Here is a 19491-nt window from a genome sequence, read left to right on the forward strand (position 1 = left end):
CTCATCATAGACGACAGCAACAAAATAAAAACGTAGATACGGAAGAGTTACGTCTGTAAAGCGCAAGGTATTTACATACAGTTTTAGCTTTCTAAACCCCAAAAGATTAAGCGTTCACCAGAAGATGGTAACAAATTGGTACGTAATACAAAGTAACCTAGTAAATCGATAAGACAGATTTGTTACTATTGGCATTCTAAGTTCAAGTTGAATTTAGTGCTTACAGTGCAATTCTAAATAAGTAGAGTGGTGGTGTCGTTTACTGCTCAACGCTACATCAGCCAATCCACAATCAAGTAAATTAGTAAAATCGGCAATTCAGCTCTATCTACCCCAAATTCATTCAGAATAAATACTTATTCATATCTTGCTATTATGAATTTGCCCTACAATAAGTTGTCCGGATTAAGCACCGAAGTCAGTTCGTCCCAGAGGAGAAAACCTGGATGGGATGCTAACTCTTCAACATTAGCGCGCTTTTGGAGATAACAATCGCTCTACAATAACAACTAATGACTGTACTTTTATTAACTTAAGTTCCTTACCTAACGAGTATGTAAAGGTTAGATAGATAGTGCGAAATAAAAAGGACCTGCCATGTGGCAGGCCAAATCCCTGTGGAGCAAGTTATGGGCGATAAATTCAAGTCAGAGCTTGAATAAGGGGGGAGGTCGACCTAAGCTGCGATTTCTTTGGCAGGCTTGATTTGAGAAGTCATATTCAAGCTTAGTAAGCGACAGGCGTTAACTTCCCCCATGCCTTCTATAGAATCTAACTGAGTCATTAAAATTGATGAGATTTGAGCTTCTTGAGCTTTCTGGTTTAAGCATTTTACTACCTGCGGTGCGAGTTCGACTTTGGCTCCTTCAGCTTTGAAGTACAAGGGTTCAACCCCTCGTAAGATTGTCATTTGTGCAAGCAACGCTGGATTATCGCTAAGAGCCCAAATCATAGCCTTGCTCTGACAGCGAGACATTAACAGCGGAGTTTCTCCCTGTTTGGTTAGAATCGCAACGCCAAGATCTTGATGAGCGCGAGAAGCTGAAATCATCGATGAAAGCGCAAAGCTTTTACCTGGGTTAGAACATAAATGTTGAAGGGTATCCCAGCAATCATGGTTACATTCTAGTTCGTGTTCTGCACCTTCTGCGATACGAACCATAGCTTCGACTGCTTCGATAGGGTATTTACCCGCCGCGGATTCGGCTGAGAGCATCACGGCGTCTGTACCATCAATAATCGCATTTGCCACGTCTAACACTTCTGCTCGAGTAGGAAGTGGGTTATCGATCATTGATTCCAACATTTGTGTAGCGGTGATCACTGGTTTACCCCAATACTTAGAGCGGTTTATTAGTGATTTTTGAACCATAGGTAATCGCGCGTCACCAATCTCTACACCTAAATCGCCGCGAGCAACCATTATGATATCTGATGCGATAATCACGTCATCCATGGCTTCTTTGGTTGCCACGACTTCTGCACGTTCCACCTTCGCGACGATCTTGGCATCGCAACCTGCTTTATGCGCTAAGCTACGAGCGTATTCGATATCTTGTGCATTACGAGGGAAAGAAATAGCAAGGAAGTCGGCACGGATTTTCGCTGCGGTTTCAATGTCTTGAACGTCCTTAGCGGTAAGGGCCGGTGCAGAAAGACCTCCACCTAATAAGTTAATGCCTTTACGGTTAGATAATTTACCGCTATTCAATACCGTAGTTCTTATCCATTGCTCGTTAGTATCCACTTGGTTAATTTTCAGCTGAATGCGGCCATCATCCAGCAGCAGAATGTCGTCTTTGTTTACATCTTGAATAAGCTCTGGATAATCAAGGCCAACCATCTCTTGGTTACCTGCGTGTGCATCGAGTGTTCCGCTCAGCGTGAATGTGTCGCCTTGATTGAGTTGAACTGCGTCATTTTCGAAACAAGAAATACGAATTTTAGGACCTTGTAAATCAACAAGTACACCAACATAAGTGTCAAGTTCAGCCGCGATTTCACGAACCAAGTGTGCACGTGCGATGTGCTCTTGCGCTGTTCCATGTGAAAAATTTAGCCTCACTATGTTAGCACCTGCTCGAATTAATTTAGTCAGTGTTTCACGGCTTTCACTTGCTGGACCTAGCGTGGCCAAAATTTTGGTTTTACACATTTATCACCTCAATCGACACATAAAAAAGAAAATAGAAATAAGGGGTCTATCAATTTCGTAAGCACTCTTTGCAAAAGAACTTAAGAAAATGGAGAACGTCAGAAAATAGTGAATTAAGCGGGAGTTGCCTCCCGCTTTTGTGATGAATTACTAACTAGGACGAACCTCTAGTTCTGTTTCTTTAGCCGGGTCGATATCAACCACTTTCTTCGCATTCCAAACTGTCAAAGCAAGAAGCAGAGAAACTACACCAGCGGCTAGCCAGAAGTATTGTGCTTGCGAGAAGTCGTATTTGGTTACGCCATCAACCTCAGTGATTTTGATAAGAGAAGCTGACACTAACTCTTGACCAGAAGCGGCGATGTAAGAGAACAGTCCGATAAAGCCTTTAACTGCACCTACGGCATTTTTAGGCATTAAGTCACATGCAGTTAAACCAGCAAGGAACACAACCAGGCCACCAATAGCGAAACCAATTAAACCTAGTGCAACAGCATCAACAATGCGGTGGTCTGGGCCGAAGAACATCAAACACATACCGCCAATGTTTGCCAATCCGTAAAGTAGAGTAGGAATGTGGCGGTTAGAGTTGAACAGCTTGTCAGAGACAATGCCCGATAGTATTGCACCTGCTAGACCAGCAATAGGGTAAGTGGACATTGCAAAACCAGCATCGAGTAACGAGTAACCTTTTACCTCTTGAAGATAAAGAACAGCCCAAGAAGACATAGCGTAGCGAGAGATATACATCGCGGCACACGCTGCAGCAATGAGCCAAACCGTCGGTTGCTTCATGATGAACATTTGAGCACGACGAGTTTCTTTCGGGTCGTTATTTTTCTTCATTTCAGTCGCTTCATCAAACGCCGTAGCGGCATCTGGCAAACCATAAGTTTGTGGGCGATCTTTTAGGATGAAGAACATGCATAGTGCTGCGGCAATCGCAGCGATACCAGCACCGATAAAACCAGCGCGCCAGCCGAAGTAGCTCACTAGAGATGCAGTTAAGATCCAGGTGATACCTTCACCGATGTTACGTGAACCACCCCAGACAGAGTATCGACTACCACGTTGCTTGGGTGAGAACCATTGGAACAGAGATACACAAGAAGGAGCTGAACCAACAGATTGGAACCAACCGTTCAAACCCCACAGTAGAATGAAGAAGAGGGCCGTTGTATTAAAACCCATGAATACTGCAGTGATGCCTGACAGTAGCAGTGAGAACGACATAAATCGGCCAATGTTGGCATAGTCAGAAAGGAAGCCGTTCGAGAACTTACCCAAAGCGTAAGTGAAGAAAAAAGCCGAACCCATGATGCCGAGTTCTTCGATGGTTACGATGCCTGCATCCAGCATTGGTTTTTTAACAACGCCTAAACTCATACGTACTACGTAGAAAACTGCGTAACCAAAAACCAAGCCTAAAAATACCTGCCATTGGTAGCGTTTGAAACGCGCCTGCATCTCCTCTTTCGAGCCATCTGAAAGAGGGAGGTCAGGGCGTGTTTTAAAGAAATTAAACATGTTGCACTCCAAGTTTTAATTACAAATGTTTTGTTGCAGGGCTATCTTGGAGTGACAGATTGCACAGTACAAAGGTATGAATTTGAGGCAGAATTGACTCATATTGATATTTTGGCTGGGTCAAAAACGGGAATTTAGAACGGTAGGCTGATACTTGTTACTGATAGAATATACGTAGTTTTGGTTGAAGTGCGTCAATACTGACTCAAACATACTCTGTGAGATTTTTAACGATCTTTAATAGATTTGAGTTACCGCACATTATTTAAGGTTTTTGGTTAATCTGATGGCTGATTTCAAGCAATTAGGGCGTTGTTTACTTCTGGGCGCCGCGCTTTATACACCACTCACAATCGCAGCAGATAAAGAGCTGGTAATACTCACTACTTTTTCTCAAGCGCCTATTACTGCTTTGGTGGATGACTTTACGCAACATTATCCTGATGCGGAAGTCAGAATCGTGCATCGTCGTACTCAATCGAGTCTGCAATTGCTAAGCAAAAGCTATATGAAGGATATCGACTTGGTATTAAGCTCATCTCCATTTTTGATGCAAGAGCTTTCTAATGAGCATCGCTTAGTTGATATGTCGTCTAACGTACAAGTTCCGAAATGGTTATCAGCCTATCTATTGCCGAATAACGAACAAGTTGTTGCGTTTGGATATTCTGGAGCGGGGATTGTTTGGAATAAAGATTATTTAGCCGCTAACCATTTACCAGAACCGAAGTGGTTTCAAGATCTGACAAACCCTCTGTACTTTGGACATGTCACCATGAGTACACCAAGTCGCTCAGGAACAACTCAATTGATGGTTGAGAGTGTACTTAGTCGATATGGTTGGAAAGAGGGCTGGCGTATATTGCTCAACGTAGGAGCGAATTTAGCGACGATTTCATCTCGCAGCTTCGGAGTTGCGGATTATATTGCCAAAGGCAAGTTAGGTATTGGGCCTACAATTGACAGCTATGCTTTGATTTCCCAGCGTAAATTTGATTATGTCGGCTTTGCTTATGATCAAGACTTTACGCTCATGCCAACTTACATTGCCCAGATAAATCGTGGTGAGAGCGACAAATTGGCAGAAGCCTTTGTTGCGCATTTGCTTTCAAAACAAGTTCAAGAGCAAATGGAAAGCAGCGCAATTTCAAAAACGGCCCTCTATGATACGGCTCGATACAGTGGTGATAATCCAGTGCTCGACCTAAAACAGGTGATGCCGAGAGAAGCACTGATCAATTTGATTTTTGATACCGCGATTACAAAGCGTCTTCCAGAGTTACAAGACGCTTGGCTCACCCTCATTAAACTTAATCTGCTTATTGGAGAGAATCCTGAACAACCGTGTTCTCTCAAGACGATCGAGAACCAGTTGTTTGAACTGCCACTGAGCGAAGAGCAAATTACGACCATTGCTCAAAAGTTGGCGACAATGGATAAAGACTCCGAAGTTGGTATGACGCACTACCAAGCGTTGTTGGCGGAGTTTTCTCATGAATTGGGGCGCGCGATGTCGGAAAAATTGGACAACGTAAATCAACAATTGGCTCACTGTCGGGGGCTAGGGAAATAGTGTTATACCCGAAATATAAAACCATAGGGGCTCGCTTAGTTGCAGCTTTCGCTTGCAGTACGCTTTTACTCACGGTGGTGTGTGTGGTTGCTTGGGCCACTTGGAACAGCTTAGACAATCAGGTGAGGATTTTGTTGGAAGATAGCGTGCCCAAATACAACGCCAGCTATTTTCTCGAAAGTAAAACGAGTGAAATAAACCGACGCGTTGAAGCGCTTCAAGTCGTTGATAACAAAGTACAGCTGAATGAACAAGCTATACAGGTGAATGAGGAGCTAGCTTCAATTTCAACGGTTCTAAAAAGCAATAGAATGAATTCTGAGTTCTATCAGTTGCTTGAATCGGAAGCAGGGCTTACCTCGTTACTGGCAAAGTATGTTGATCTGATTTCCACTCGAATTGATCAAAATCGGCGTGTCGATCAACTGATGGAACAAATTAACTGGCTTCACCAAGATATTCGCTCCGAGCTCAAACCTCTTCGTCAAGAGGTGCATTGGCAGATTGAGCGGGTAAACGATCCAAAAGATATTCAGAGTTTGTTGGCTCAACTGAGTACATTACAAAAGGTAATCGACGTTGAATCGGCTGTGTATGACATGGCCATTGACGTTTCAGAAGCCTCAATGCCAGAACAGGTCGATAATGGTATGAAAGTGATTTACTTTCGCCTGTTGGATCTTCAAGAAAGCAGCACAACGTTAATGAACCAACCAACCTCAATAGCTTACAAACAGTTGCAGCAAGAACTTGTCGTTGTGTTGAGCCCTGATGGTGCATTCGAAAAACAACTTATGTCATTGGTGAAACTCAACGGTGGCATCAAAAAGATGCAAGAGCAGATTGCACTTAGTATGGATGCCATTCATCAACAAATCGGTGAATTGGTTCTTACCGCCGACTACACGTTCAAGCAAGTGAAAACTGAAACGGCCGAGCGTGTGTCATATGGCAATCACGTTTTGCTCGTTTGTTTCAGTATCTCGATCATGACGAGTATGTTCTTGACGTATTACTTTATCAATCGCCGAATTGTGGCGCGTTTGATAGGACTGGGTGACAGTATTGATGCCATCATCAAAAATGACCTAAATCATCCAGTTGTGGTGGACGGAAATGATGAAATCGGACGTTTAAGTGAAAAGCTCATCGAATATGGTGAAAAGGTTCAGGAAATTCAGCGAACTAATGCCTTGAGTTTAATCAACAATACCACGGCGAGTTTGATCACCAGTGATCTCAACGGAGTGGTGGAATCTGCCAATTTGAGTGCTCGTAAGTTATTGAAACTTGGTGAAGTAAACAAAAGTTGCTCGATTTGGGAGTATTTCCCAGAAAGTTGCCGAGAACAGCTAAAAAAGGTATTCGATGGCTCGCACTTGTGGATTGAACTGGGAAAAGTTCATGTGACCTTGTCACTTGGAGGAGAGCAGCCTAAATACGTACGTTTCGATATTCGCCCTTTTGCCCACGGGGCTGAATACAAACTTATCATGACTATCACTGATGTGACTCATCAAGAAGTTGCTACGCGAACATTGGAAAGTCGAGTGTTAGAAAAAACGCAAGACTTATTGCTGAAGAACCAGCAGCTAGAAAACGAAATCGAAGAGCGAATTCGAACTGAAGACAATCTTAAAAAAACACAAGATGAACTCATTCAAGCTGCGAAAATGGCGGTTGTAGGCCAAACCATGACGAGCTTAGCGCATGAGCTTAACCAGCCACTAAATGCGATGTCGACGTATTTGTACAGCGCGAGAATGTTTGTTCAACAAGACAACCCAGATAAGGTCAGCGAGTCGATCACACATATCGAGGGCTTAACGACTCGGATGAGCAAAATTATCAACAGTTTGCGCCAGTTCGCACGGAAGCCAGTCGGTGAGAGTGAAGCGAAGCCTGTATCTATTCATGAAGTCGCGGAGCAAGCGTCGACCATAGTGAATACGCGTGCAAAACGTCAACAGATCACGATAGAAAATAGGTTACCTGATGATGTGAAAGTTCAAGGTGATATGTTGGCGTTAGAACAGATTTTCATCAATGTCTTAGTAAACGGCTGCGATGCGCTAATGGAAAGCACAAGAGAAGATAAAAAACGAATTAAAATGGAATTGGTGGACCGGAGTAAGCAAACCACACTGGTTGCGATCAGTGACAATGCTGTTGGTTTTGGCGAAGAGATTGTGCCACGGATTTTTCAGCCTTTTGTTTCGACAAAAGAGGTTGGGTTAGGTCTAGGAATGAATATTTGTAAATCATTAATAGAAAAGCATAAAGGAAATATCTACCTCGCGTCCTCACTAGAAAAAGGTGCGATGGTTGTGTTGGAGTTACCTAATGATCAATAACCAATATTCAGTATTATTAGTCGATGATGATCAAGATGTTTTGGATTCATATTCTTATCTAATGAACATCTCATCGATAAAGTCGAAGGCCATTAACGACCCAACACAAGCGTTGCAATACGTCTCTCCTGACTGGGCGGGCGTTGTTATTCTAGACATGTATATGCCACAGATGCATGGTTTAGAATTGCTGAAACTGATTAAAAGTGTTGATGAGCGAATACCCGTTATTGTGATCACTGGGCACGGCGATATTCCGATAGCTGTGGATGCTGTGAAGCAAGGTGCGTGTGAGTTTTTAGAAAAGCCGATTAATCCTGCGGGTCTTTTAACATTGGTTAAGAACCAGCTTGAAACTCGCACTGGTCAGGTAGAGTTGCAGCGTCAGGCGGAGAAATCAATTTCACGTTCACTCATTGGTAAGTCCGCACATATGGAGCAAATCCGAAAATATGTCGCGCAATACGCTTTGTTGGACACGCACTTGGTAGTATATGGTGAGTCAGGCACTGGGCGTCACAGTGTTGCTGGGATCATCAAAGATATGATGACGAACAACGAAGAGATGGAATATCTCACTCTTGCGCTCAGCAGTACCACGACAATGGAGTGTATTGATGATGCGACTAACAAGCAGGCGCCGTGTGTGCTTGTGTTAGATAACTTACCCGAATTGCCTGAAGAGGTGCAACGGCATTTGGCTCAGTTGCTGCTAGCGCGTGAGCGTTGTGGTAAAAAAAATCTGCGTGTAGTGACAATTTTCGAGTCCGAACCGGAAGAGTACATCACTAAGAATCAATTGTTGCCAGAATTATACTATCTGCTTAATCAGGGAGTGGTTCACGTCCCTCCTTTGCGCCAGCGACCAGATGATATCGTGGAGATATTTCATTATTTCTTGAAATTGAGTTGTAAGAAATTGGGTAAAGCACTGCCAAATGTAGACTCTAACTATCTCGCTCTTTTGAGAAGTTACCCGTGGCCAGGTAATATCCGTGAACTACGAAACATTGCTGAGTTGTACGCTATAGGGATTGTCAAGCTGACAGGTAAAGAGCGTATCTACTCACAAAATGATATTCAGCTTCCATTAGATGAATTGGTGGACGATTTCGAAAAGCAACTCATAGAAGATGCGCTGTTTTTGCATTCTGGGCGAGTTACCGATGCCGCTAGTCATCTACAAATACCCCGAAAAAAGCTGTATTTAAGAATGAAGAAACACGGGATCGAAAAAGGCAATTACAAGTCGAGATAATATAAAAGGTTTGAGATCTGCATCATTAGTCTCAGGCACTTTTTATGTCATTTAAGTAGTGATGAAAACGAATGTGACGTATAGGTGATGACATTTTAGTTATTGAAACCCAATAAAGGCATGATCTAGAGGTAAACTCCAAAGTCATAGTTTTTATATAAAAGCGTTCTAAAATACCATTTCTAAGGATTCACAATTGCGTGAGTCCTTAGATTGTGTAGCCTGACCTGATTGCTGCAAGTAATTCGTAAATCTGTATTTTTGAACAACACCTAACTCATTTATGTCCAAAAACGAGTTGAACGAAGCCGCTCTACGACTATGATCCGACTACTAGCTAACCTTGTTTAAAGTCCGTTAATTTTAGCAAACCTTCATAATCACGGGCTCGAATCATTGAGTTGATTTTTCATATACGCCAGAAACGAAAAATGCCGCATTCATGCGACATTTTTCTTTTGGCGGCCAAACCAGTTTTGCTATATCCATTCTAGAGTGCAATCCATTCTACTCTTCATATTTGGAGCCGCAGCGTTGTTAACTGCCTAAGTTCACCCTAATCACATAGAGCCCCTATGTTCAGAGGGCTAAACTTATTTGTTGCCTAGCTGCAACTCCAACTATTTTGAGTAGCGATACATATTCAGAACGTACTTATAAGACGCTGTTAATGTTGATTAGTTCCCTTTACGCGGCATTTTTTTTCGATTTGTTTTCTAAGTCGAATGACGCTGCGATTAATTTTTTGGTGTAGTCATTTTTCGGTGCATTGAAAATCTCGTCTGCAGACCCTTCTTCCATCACTTCACCTTTCTGCATCACCAATACACGATCCGATAAGGCTTTGACTACCGAAAGGTCGTGGCTGATGAATAGGAAGCCGATATTGTGCTTGGCTTGAATGTCTTTTAGCAGGTCAATCACCGTCAGTTGTACAGAGCGATCGAGTGCTGAAGTCGGTTCATCCAATAGAATGAAAGATGGCTCAAGTATCAACGCGCGAGCAATCGCAATACGTTGTCTTTGTCCGCCCGAGAACTCATGTGGATAGCGGTTAATTGAATTGGGTTCTAAGCGAACCTCAACAAGCGCTTTGCGTGCTCGTTCTAAACGTTCTTGCTTGGATAGATGAGGTTGATGCACCGTTAAGCCTTCGGTGATGATTTCCCCAACGGTCATGCGTGGTGATAAAGAACCATAAGGGTCTTGGAATACCATCTGTACATCTTTCTTGAGCTTGTGACGTTCTTTATCGGTTAACAAACTCACATCTTGGCCTTTGTAAACAATACGTCCGGTACTTGGCAGCAAGCCGATCAGTGCGCGCCCCAGCGTTGATTTACCTGATCCAGATTCACCAACAATGCCTAACGTTTCACCTTGTTTTAGGGTCAATGAGATGCCTTTTACGGCTTCGAAATATTGACTCTTACTCTTAATGAAGTGGGGTTTCACCAAGAATTGAACACGGATATCATCGGCACACAGTAGTTCTGGTGCCGATGCTTCTACAGGAACCTTAGCGCCTTTCGGAATTGAGTTAATCAGCATGCGTGTGTAATCGTGCTTAGGATTTTCGAATAGCTCTTGAGTGAGTCCTTCTTCGACCAATTCCCCTTTACACATCACGAGTACTCGATCGGCAAAGTGTTTTACTACACCGAGATCATGAGTAATGAACAAAATTGCCATGCCCATCTTGCTTTGAATTTCTTTGATAAGAGAAAGCACTTCAGCCTGAACCGTTACATCTAAAGCCGTAGTCGGTTCGTCTGCAATCAAAATGTCTGGTTCATTGATCAGAGCCATTGCGATCATGATGCGTTGCAACTGGCCGCCTGAAAACTCATGTGGGTATTTGTTGTAGGCCTGTTCTGGCATTGGCAGATGCACAAGGTTGAAAAGCTCAAGCACACGCTGCTTCGCTTGAGATTTCGATACATTACGATGACACATAATGGCTTCAGACACTTGTGTGCCCACGCGCAGGTATGGGTTGAGAGAGGTCATTGGTTCTTGAAAGATCATTCCGATCCTGTCACCACGAATTGACTGCATCTCTCGTTCAGTCTTTTTGAGTATCGACTGACCTTCAAATTCGATTTCCGATTGAGCATCAATAATCGCGTTATCAGGAAGCAAACGCATTAAAGCGTTTGAAGAGACAGATTTACCTGAACCCGATTCGCCAACAATGGCCAAGGTTTCACTAGAATTAAGAGTAAAGTTAATCTTTTTTACCGCATCAATGATTCCATCATTGGTTATGAATTTAACGGAGAGATTATTAACTTTAAGAATGGCCCGGTCCGACATGATATATCCTTATCAATTTAAGACATTAGGTGAAGATTGAACTTCTGAAGTGGTTTTAAGTTGCCCAAAATGGTGATGAGCGCGTTGAATTTGTTCTAGCTCGAGCATCCAATGTGAGCTGCGCTGAGCACTGCAAAATGCGATCAGGTGATTGAGTAAATCTTCGCTCTGCTTTTCTAATAACCTAAAGGTACGCTGAATCAACTCTGTACCCTCAAGAGAGATAAATTGCATCAATGCATAAGATTGGTTCAAGGTGTCGAAGGCTTGTTGCTGTTGGCCTAAACGATTGAGAATCTCTGATTGAGCGACACTGGCGTCTCTAAGGCCTGAAATTAAGCAAGCAAACTGGCAGGGTTTGATGTCACTTTGGTATGCCGCGTTTTGGATGTGATGAGGAAGAGAGGTGAGAACATCATTATAGAGGCGCTGTGCTTCGGGCCAATGACCTTGTTCCATTAACTGTTCAGCTTTTAGGTAGTGCATCCAGCAGCGTTCAATTTCCATGTCCACATCCTTAATTTTAAATATCCTAAAATGTTAATGATATTTATTATCAATTGCAAATTAAAATCATTCACATGTTAAGTTGGTGAATTGAATCTCTGATTAATGCTAAAAACGAGGTAAATTGAGTGTTATTTGTTCAGTTGAACAGCTGTGCAGCGTAAGTCACTAAATTTATAGGTAATTACATCTACACTGATTTTATCTACACCCAAGTAATGAAGGACTAAGGAGGCGGCGATGGCGATGCAAAGACTCAATACAGAACAGCTGTATAAGGTAGCGGAACTCGATAAGCTACCATGTAAGTCGACCAAAGAACTGGCTCCTATTGACGAAATCGTCGGGCAAGAACGTGCACAAAAGGCCGTTGAGTTCGCGATGTCAATCAAGGAAAAGGGTTACAACATTTATGCGATAGGTCGAAATGGTCTGGGTAAACGTACCATGATCTTGCGCTACCTAAACCGACATCCTCAAGAAGTACAGGAGCTTTTTGATTGGTGCTATATCGCGAATTTTGAAGACATTCGTACACCTAAGGTGCTGAAATTACCTCGTGGTGTTGGCAGCAGTTTGAAGCAAGATATTGAGAAGCTGATGCGTAAGCTTCTTAAAGCAATGCCACTCGCATTCGATAACGAGATGTACTTTAACCGCGCTGACCGATTAAAAAATCAGTTGGCCGCTAAGCAACAAGCGGCGTTAGAAGCGATCAGTCAAGAAGCAAAAGATAAGGGCATCAACCTGACGATCACGACTCAGGGTGACTACCAATTTGTCGCGATGAATGGCGATGATCTTCATACCGAAGAGAGCTTCGACTTGCTCACACCAGAAGAGCAAGATCAATTCGATAAAACCATTGATGGATTGGAAGTCGGGCTGCGGACCATTTCTCGTGAACTGACTGAGCTTGAAGAGACGTACACAGAGAAAGTTCAAAAGTTGAATGATGATACGGCGCGAGATGTTATTACCCACTTCATCAAGCAATTGAAGCAAGATTACAGCCAATATCCTGATATCAAAAAGTATCTGACAGCACTGCGTAAAGACATTGTCGACAACGCAGATATTTTCTTGGAAGAGAGCACAGAACAAGCAGAAGTTGCAACTGCCTCTTTGGATAAGAAAATGCCACGTCGCTACAAGGTTAACGTGATTGTGAGCCAGAAGGAGGAGACTCTGCCGATCGTGGTGGAAGAGAATCCGAATTATCACTCTCTGTTTGGTTATGTCGAGACGGCAACGTTCAAAGGCACCGTATTTACGGACTTCTCTTTGATTCGCGCCGGCAGCTTACATAGAGCCAATGGCGGCGTTTTGCTGATGGATGCGGTCAAAGTACTTGAACAACCTTATGTGTGGGAAGGCTTGAAGCGCGCGCTGCGTTCGCGTCAATTGAGCTTCACATCATTAGAAAAAGAGGTCACGTTAACGGGAGCGGTATCACTTGATCCTGAGCCTATTCCATTGGACGTTAAGATCATCCTGTTTGGTGATTATCGAACTTATCAACTACTGCAACATTACGATGCGGAGTTTGGTGAATTGTTCCGTGTGACGGCCGATTTTGAAGATGAGATGAAGCGTACTGCGGATTCTGAAATGCATTACGCACGCTTCATTTCAAGCATCGTGCACGACAACAACATGCTGCATTGTGATCGCAAAGCGATTGCTCGCATTATTGAGCACAGTTCTCGTCAGGCGGGTGACCAAAGTAAGTTGTCGCTGCACTCAGCACACATTGCTAACCTGCTTCGCGAGTCAAACTACGTGGCGAAAGGGGCGAAGTCGAACCTGATTCGTGCTACGCATGTCGACCAGGCGCTATCGAACCAACAGATGCGTGTCGGGCGACTGCAAGACAGCGTCATGGAAACTTTCACCAACGGTACAACACTGATTCATGTGGATGGTCAGGCGGTTGGACAGGTCAATGCGCTGTCTGTACTCAGCACCACCGACCATATGTTTGGCGCACCGAACCGAATCACGGCTACCACGGCTTATGGTGACGGTGAGGTGATTGATATTGAGAGAAACGTAGATCTAGGCGGCAGTATTCACTCGAAAGGCGTGATGATCTTATCGGCTTACCTTTCTTCGGTATTTGGTAAGACAGCGAAAGTACCGCTTACTACCAATATCACCTTCGAACAATCGTATGGTGGCGTCGATGGTGATAGCGCGAGTATGGCTGAGTTCTGTGCAGTGGTGTCTGCATTTTCTAAGCAGCCAAACCGCCAAGACATCGCGATTACCGGCTCGATGAACCAGTTCGGTGAGTCTCAGCCTATTGGTGGTGTGAATGAGAAAATTGAAGGCTTCTTTGATGTGTGCGAAATCAAAGGACGTTCAAATGAGCAAGGGGTGATCATCCCACGTTCAAATGTTCACAACCTGATGTTGCGTAATGACATCGTAAAAGCGGTTGAAAAGGGCGAGTTTAATATTTGGGCTATCGACCATGTGACCGAAGCGATTGAGCTGTTTACAGGCAAAGCGGCCGGTGAGGCGAGTGATGAGGGGAGTTACCCAATCGATACTATTTTTGGCATCGCTCAAGCTAAACTCAATGCGCTACGCAAATAACTTAATGCCTTGGGTAAACTAACCAAACAACGGTTAGTCGTAAATGAAAAACAGCCATCGAGAATATCGATGGCTGTTTTTTGTTTGGGCTCTTTTTCTTTGGTTTTTTATGGCGGACGCTTAAGCATTACGCAAACAGAGCTTGGTGCCATCGAACTTTAGCTTCGCTAACAATTGCTTGGCATTAGAGCGGCCAATATCATCAAATTCTACCCCGTATCGAGCGTAGTGCGTTGATTTTTGGAGATTACAGATGATGCCTTTCAATGGCGGTATAAGTGGGCCATTGTAGTTCTCAGGTGTCACTTCAATAGATACTCGATCGGCAATTTGAATCGCACGAGAAGTCGGTGAGGTGACAAAACGACAACCACTTTTCGATAAATCTCTTATCTCACAGTTTGCGCGTTGGTCGTTGAAGATGATTTTTGAAGCTAAGTTTACCTCGTAGCGTGTCTCTTTACGCAGTTGAGTTACTTGCATCGAGCTTGGAGTAGAAAGCACAAGAATAGGGAAGGGATCGCCGATTCTATGGTGAATTTGGCTTTTAAAGTGGATAAGAGCGCCTTCTCCACGCAGAGAGTACGCACGAGCTGTCATCCAAAAACCTTCTTGAAAATAAAAGCTCAGATCATCGTTGGATACGTCGGGAACCTCAACCACAATGCAGTTATCACTGTGTGTACCGATAAATTTTGTGGTGGCGAGAAACTTGGTGCCAACCGGAGTCGATACATTTAACGTCAGTTCACTGCCGTGCTCAATCATGGCCAGTGCATCAGTGCTATTTAACGTAGAAACGGTACGGTTACGAGGATCTTGAAGTGCCTGATTATGCTCCAAAGGCTTCTTCAGTGGTGCGTTCATTATATGTTCTCCATGCGCCAACATGCGTCTGTTAGTTATATTGGTAACTTGCTAATAAGGGGTAAATACGTGCTAGATTTAGCAGGTGCAATTACATAAATTAAGTGTAATTACATAAGCTGTGTGTATGTACTCACATGTATTTATGGAGTGCCTTTATCTATAATGATTCATTATTAAGCCGATGGCACTGAGTTATTTACTTTGTTTGTAAGTACTTAGTTCTATTTGTATGCACTTGAGTTAGTCTATTACAAGAAATTGATACTTCAAATCTTTATTGTTTGTCGTGTCAATTATTTTCAGGAGTTGAGAATGCAGGCAATAAAATGGGATCAAGATGCTAACCAGATCACAGTTGAGCTAGTACCCAACCAGTTCGCGGTTGTTAAGTATCAAATGGACGGAGATGTACTACATATCACATCGACACGTATTCCTGATGAGCTGCAAGGCAAGGGTTTTGGTAAGGTGATGATGGAGTCGGTATTACCTGAAATTGAACAAGCAGGTTTTAAAATTGTACCGATTTGTAGCTATGTGATTCACTATATGAATAGGCAACCACAGTGGGCACATCTTCTATCTGACAAAGCATAGCAACGAGTTATATGTCTCAATCAATATCGTCAAAAAATCTCGCTCAACCAGCAGCGGTTTCAAGTCAAAACCAGCCAGAGCTTTATCAACAAGAGCTTTATCAAAATGAGCTTTATAAAAAAATAGCGACCTCTCTGGGTTGCTATAAAGGATTTGATGTCCAGGTGATTCAACGCTTGTGGGGTGGTTACGGCGAGTTAGTTCGCTTGATCTTCGCTCAAGATAATAGTACCTCGATGAACAGCGTAATTGTTAAACATGTCGCATTGCCAGATAAAGCAGAACACCCGAAGGGTTGGAATACCAAACTTTCTCATCAACGAAAGGTGCACTCTTACCAAGTTGAGACCGCGTGGTATCAGTCATTTACCCAACAGTGGGATGAGCGTTGTCCTGTACCTGTGGGGCTGCAATGTGAGCTACAAGAGAACGAGTGGCTTATCGTTATGCAAGACTTGGCCGAAATCGGCTTCCCGTTGACCTCTCAGTTTGATGTGCTTGCTGCCACTGACGATCTGGCAACCAAAGATACCCAGCCTGATCTGGCGTCTGGTTACACACTAGAAGAGCAAAACCAACGCGATGCTTGCCTTAAATGGCTCGCTAACTTTCACGCAAAGCACATCAATGTAGATCAAGAACATTCAGCTTCATTGTGGCAAGTCGGCACATATTGGCATTTAGACACTCGGCCTGACGAGTTAAACGCATTGGCTGATTTACCGCTTAAGAGCCAAGCGCAGCACATTGATAATCTATTAAGGGCGTGCCCATATCAAACCTTGGTACATGGTGACGCCAAGCTCGCCAACTTCTGCTTTGATTTAAAAAGCGAGCGCGCTGCTGCCGTTGATTTCCAATACGTTGGGCGTGGTTGTGCGATGAAAGATGTGGCTCTGTTTATGAGCAGCGCGGTTAGGCCGCAAGATTACGCAGAGCTTGAATCAGAAGTCCTGGAGGCTTATTTCCAGCACTTGAAAGAGGCTCTCACACACTATCAACCACAACTTTCGTTCGATGATGTTGAAGCTGCATGGCGACCAATGTTTTACGTCGCGTGGGCCGATTTTCAACGTTTTGTTAAAGGTTGGAGCCCTGAGCATTGGAAGATCAACCCGTATACCGAGCAACTAACCTTACGAGTGCTTAACCAATTAGACGAACAGGAGTCCGTCAATGTTCGATAAAACCGCGAGCTGGAAAACGCCGCAAAACTTCTTATTACTGATTTCGATTGTTGTCCCTATCGCATTTTCGAGTTGGATGGCGCTGCTTAATAACTTTGTGATTGAGAAAGCGAATTTTGATGGTGCGGATATTGGTTTACTGCAAAGTGTTCGTGAGATCCCGGGCTTCTTAGCGTTTACCGTGGTGTTTGTGTTGGCGTTCATTCGCGAACAACGCTTTATGTTGATATCGCTGGCGATGCTGACCATAGGTACGGCGATTACCGGTCTGTTCCCTTCACTTACTGGATTACTGCTGACCACCATTTTGATGTCGACGGGTTTTCACTATTTTGAAACGCTGAAGCAGTCTTTGTCACTGCAATGGCTGAGTAAAGAAGAAGCCCCTGAGATGCTGGGTAAAATGATCTCTGTTGGCGCGTTGGCCTCATTAATCACTTATGGCTCAATATGGGTGATGTTAGAACAGTTTAAGCTCGATTTTGCATGGGTGTATGGCATTACTGGCGGTATTGGATTTATTCTAGTTTTGGTGATGACCTTTGGTTTTCCTGAGTTTCAAACCAAGACTCAACAAAATAAGAAATTGGTGCTGAGAAAGCGTTACTGGCTCTACTACGCGCTCACCTTTATGAGTGGCGCGAGAAGACAGATCTTCACCGTGTTTGCTGGTTTCTTGATGGTAGAGAAGTTTGGTTACTCGGCTGCCGATGTCACGTTACTGTTCTTGGTGAATTACCTATTTAACTTCTTGTTCGCGAAACGCATTGGACGATTTATCGGTGTGGTGGGTGAGCGCAAAGCGTTGATCTTCGAGTATGTTGGTTTGATCGGTGTGTTTGTTGGTTATGGCTTGGTGCAAAGTGCTGAGTGGGCGGCTGCACTTTACGTGGTCGATCATCTGTTCTTTGCTTTGGCGTTAGCGATTAAAACTTACTTCCAAAAAATCGCCGACCCGGCAGACATGGCATCGACCGCAGGTGTCTCTTTCACCATCAACCATATTGCCGCAGTCGTTATTCCAGTCGCGTTCGGTGTGATTTGGTTATCGTCCCCTGCAACGGTTTTCTACATAGGTGCGGTGATGGCAGCGGTATCTCTAGCGTTGTCTTTAAATATCCCTAAGAAGCCTGAAGAGGGCAATGAAGTGCGAATGTTTAGCTGGCGCTAACTCTGGATAAAGACAAATAAAAAGCTCCAATAGTGATATTGGAGCTTTTTTGTATGTGCTAGATGGAAATATCTAGTCAGCTGCCGGTAGGGTTAGCTTTCAGTCAGTAGGATTAGCTTCTTGCGGTTTTTAATACACCACGTAACTTGAAAATTCCTTTTGGTGCCTTAGTCAACAAGATGCCACAAAGCAGAGGAATCATCATAACCAGTGACTGTTCAGACAGCACTTCTCCATTGATGTAGCAAGAGATCAGTAGTGCAACCACAGGGAAAATCAGGAAGCAGATAGACGCTTGGAACGGCGTCGAAACTTGTCCGAGTTTAAAGTAGGCAACAATGCCGCCAACACTCGCCACAAAGCCTAGGTAAACCACCGCTGAGATTGAATCCCAAGTGAAAGATGCAACATTAACGCTTTCGCCCATCGCTGACACTGCGAACAAGAATAGGGAGGCAATTAAGCTCGGTACGGCGTTGTAAGTCAGTACTTCGATACCTTTGCAGTGCTTTTGAACCAAAACATACATAACGGCATGAATGGCAACAGCAAGGCCTAAGCAAACCGTACCAACTAGGTAGTCATCGCCACCCATCTGCATTTCATTGCCGAGGATCAAACATAGGCTTACAACAGCGGTAGCCAAACCAAATATTTGGTGCTTAGCCAATCGTAGGCCTAGGAACAGGCCTGACATCAACATCACAGCGACCGGCATGTTAGCGAAGATGATCGACGCTAGACCAGAAGAGATGTATTGCTCGCCATAGATCATCAAAGTAAATGGAATCGCAAAGTACATCAGCGCAACAATCAGCAACCATTGACGCTTGCCTTTAGGAAACAGCAGTGGCTGGTTGAAGACTTTCGCTAATACCGCAAGCAGAGGTGCTGCGAGTAAAAAGCGCAATGCAGTAGCAAAAATTGGTGGGATAGAATGCAATGCCACTTCCATTGCGAACCAAGTGGTTCCCCAAATTAGGCAAACAGAGACAAAAAGCAAGATAGTTAGCGACTTCGAATTCATGGTGACTACTCATTAATAATTATTTTAAATCATAGGCTTGTGGCGCCCTAATGACGTGGCACAGTATAAGGAGGTCGTCGGAGAAAAGTTTTGTCTTTTTATCTCTAATTGAGGCTATTTGTGGAAATTAAATCTCTAATTAAGTTATATCCTGTAAATATTTCCTATAAAAATGGATTAAGTTAAAAGCATTGTTCTTTGTAAGGTCTAATTTTGTTTGGTTTTCGGGCGCGCGGTAAACTTATCTCACCCTGTTTCCCCGATTCCTATAACCGGGGTGTTTTTTGAAAAATCGAAATATAGGAAAGAGAAACAGGAAGCTGGATACCGGTCGCTTTATTTGTGAAA

General features: G+C 43.7%; 13 protein-coding genes. 7 read left to right on the forward strand and 6 right to left on the reverse strand.

Features of this window, described 5'->3' with window-relative positions; all coding sequences use genetic code 11:
- Positions 1–676: 676 nt before the first annotated feature.
- Both pyk and OCV44_RS17885 read right to left on the reverse strand, forming a co-directional pair.
- Entirely contained in the window at positions 677–2155 is a 1479-nt protein-coding gene (gene pyk / locus OCV44_RS17880; RefSeq protein WP_139683551.1) for a pyruvate kinase, read from the reverse strand.
- 150 nt (positions 2156–2305) lie between these two features.
- Positions 2306–3682, reverse strand: coding sequence for an MFS transporter (locus OCV44_RS17885; RefSeq protein ID WP_139683550.1), 1377 nt, complete (start codon positions 3680–3682; stop codon positions 2306–2308).
- A 286-nt stretch (positions 3683–3968) separates the two neighbouring features.
- Between OCV44_RS17885 and OCV44_RS17890 the strand changes: the two genes are divergently transcribed.
- From OCV44_RS17890 to OCV44_RS17900, 3 genes are read left to right on the forward strand one after another with little or no spacing between them, the layout of a single operon-like run.
- Positions 3969–5255 (forward strand): ABC transporter substrate-binding protein, encoded by a 1287-nt coding sequence (locus OCV44_RS17890; protein ID WP_170213681.1) that lies wholly within the window; start codon positions 3969–3971, stop codon positions 5253–5255.
- A complete protein-coding gene (locus OCV44_RS17895; RefSeq protein WP_170213680.1) occupies positions 5255–7609 on the forward strand; it encodes an ATP-binding protein in 2355 nt (784 codons plus the stop codon). The genes OCV44_RS17890 and OCV44_RS17895 overlap by 1 nt, the downstream gene beginning before the upstream one ends.
- Complete coding sequence (locus OCV44_RS17900; protein WP_139683547.1) at positions 7599–8867, forward strand: sigma-54-dependent transcriptional regulator; 1269 nt, start codon at positions 7599–7601, stop codon at positions 8865–8867. The genes OCV44_RS17895 and OCV44_RS17900 overlap by 11 nt, the downstream gene beginning before the upstream one ends.
- 687 nt (positions 8868–9554) lie before the next feature.
- Here OCV44_RS17900 and OCV44_RS17905 read toward each other — a convergent pair.
- Both OCV44_RS17905 and OCV44_RS17910 read right to left on the reverse strand, forming a co-directional pair.
- Positions 9555–11183, reverse strand: a complete 1629-nt coding sequence (locus OCV44_RS17905; protein WP_139683546.1) for an ABC transporter ATP-binding protein — start codon at positions 11181–11183, stop codon at positions 9555–9557.
- Between the two features lie 12 nt (positions 11184–11195).
- Positions 11196–11690: a hypothetical protein gene (locus OCV44_RS17910; protein WP_009846166.1), complete on the reverse strand. Its 495-nt coding sequence runs from the start codon at positions 11688–11690 to the stop codon at positions 11196–11198.
- 240 nt (positions 11691–11930) lie between these two features.
- On the opposite strand from OCV44_RS17910, the gene OCV44_RS17915 reads away from it, so the two are divergent.
- Positions 11931–14291: a Lon protease family protein gene (locus OCV44_RS17915; RefSeq protein WP_009846167.1), complete on the forward strand. Its 2361-nt coding sequence runs from the start codon at positions 11931–11933 to the stop codon at positions 14289–14291.
- Between the two features lie 120 nt (positions 14292–14411).
- Here the strand turns inward: OCV44_RS17915 and OCV44_RS17920 are convergent, their stop codons facing one another.
- Positions 14412–15158 (reverse strand): flagellar brake protein, encoded by a 747-nt coding sequence (locus tag OCV44_RS17920; RefSeq protein ID WP_139683545.1) that lies wholly within the window; start codon positions 15156–15158, stop codon positions 14412–14414.
- Positions 15159–15473: 315 nt separating this feature from the next.
- Between OCV44_RS17920 and OCV44_RS17925 the strand changes: the two genes are divergently transcribed.
- From OCV44_RS17925 to OCV44_RS17935, 3 genes are read left to right on the forward strand one after another with little or no spacing between them, the layout of a single operon-like run.
- Positions 15474–15758 carry a GNAT family N-acetyltransferase gene (locus tag OCV44_RS17925; RefSeq protein WP_139683544.1) on the forward strand — a complete coding sequence of 95 codons (285 nt, stop codon included), beginning with the start codon at positions 15474–15476 and terminating at the stop codon, positions 15756–15758.
- 11 nt (positions 15759–15769) lie between these two features.
- Positions 15770–16945, forward strand: coding sequence for a phosphotransferase (locus OCV44_RS17930; RefSeq protein WP_139683543.1), 1176 nt, complete (start codon positions 15770–15772; stop codon positions 16943–16945).
- On the forward strand, positions 16935–18116 hold the full coding sequence (locus OCV44_RS17935) for an MFS transporter (RefSeq protein ID WP_139683542.1): 1182 nt from the start codon (positions 16935–16937) through the stop codon (positions 18114–18116). The genes OCV44_RS17930 and OCV44_RS17935 overlap by 11 nt, the downstream gene beginning before the upstream one ends.
- Positions 18117–18228: 112 nt before the next feature.
- Here OCV44_RS17935 and OCV44_RS17940 read toward each other — a convergent pair whose 3' ends face one another.
- Positions 18229–19143, reverse strand: a complete 915-nt coding sequence (locus OCV44_RS17940; protein ID WP_139683541.1) for a DMT family transporter — start codon at positions 19141–19143, stop codon at positions 18229–18231.
- Positions 19144–19491: the final 348 nt, after the last annotated feature.

This window comes from Vibrio tasmaniensis (assembly GCF_024347635.1).
In the GTDB taxonomy this organism is placed as follows: domain Bacteria; phylum Pseudomonadota; class Gammaproteobacteria; order Enterobacterales; family Vibrionaceae; genus Vibrio; species Vibrio tasmaniensis.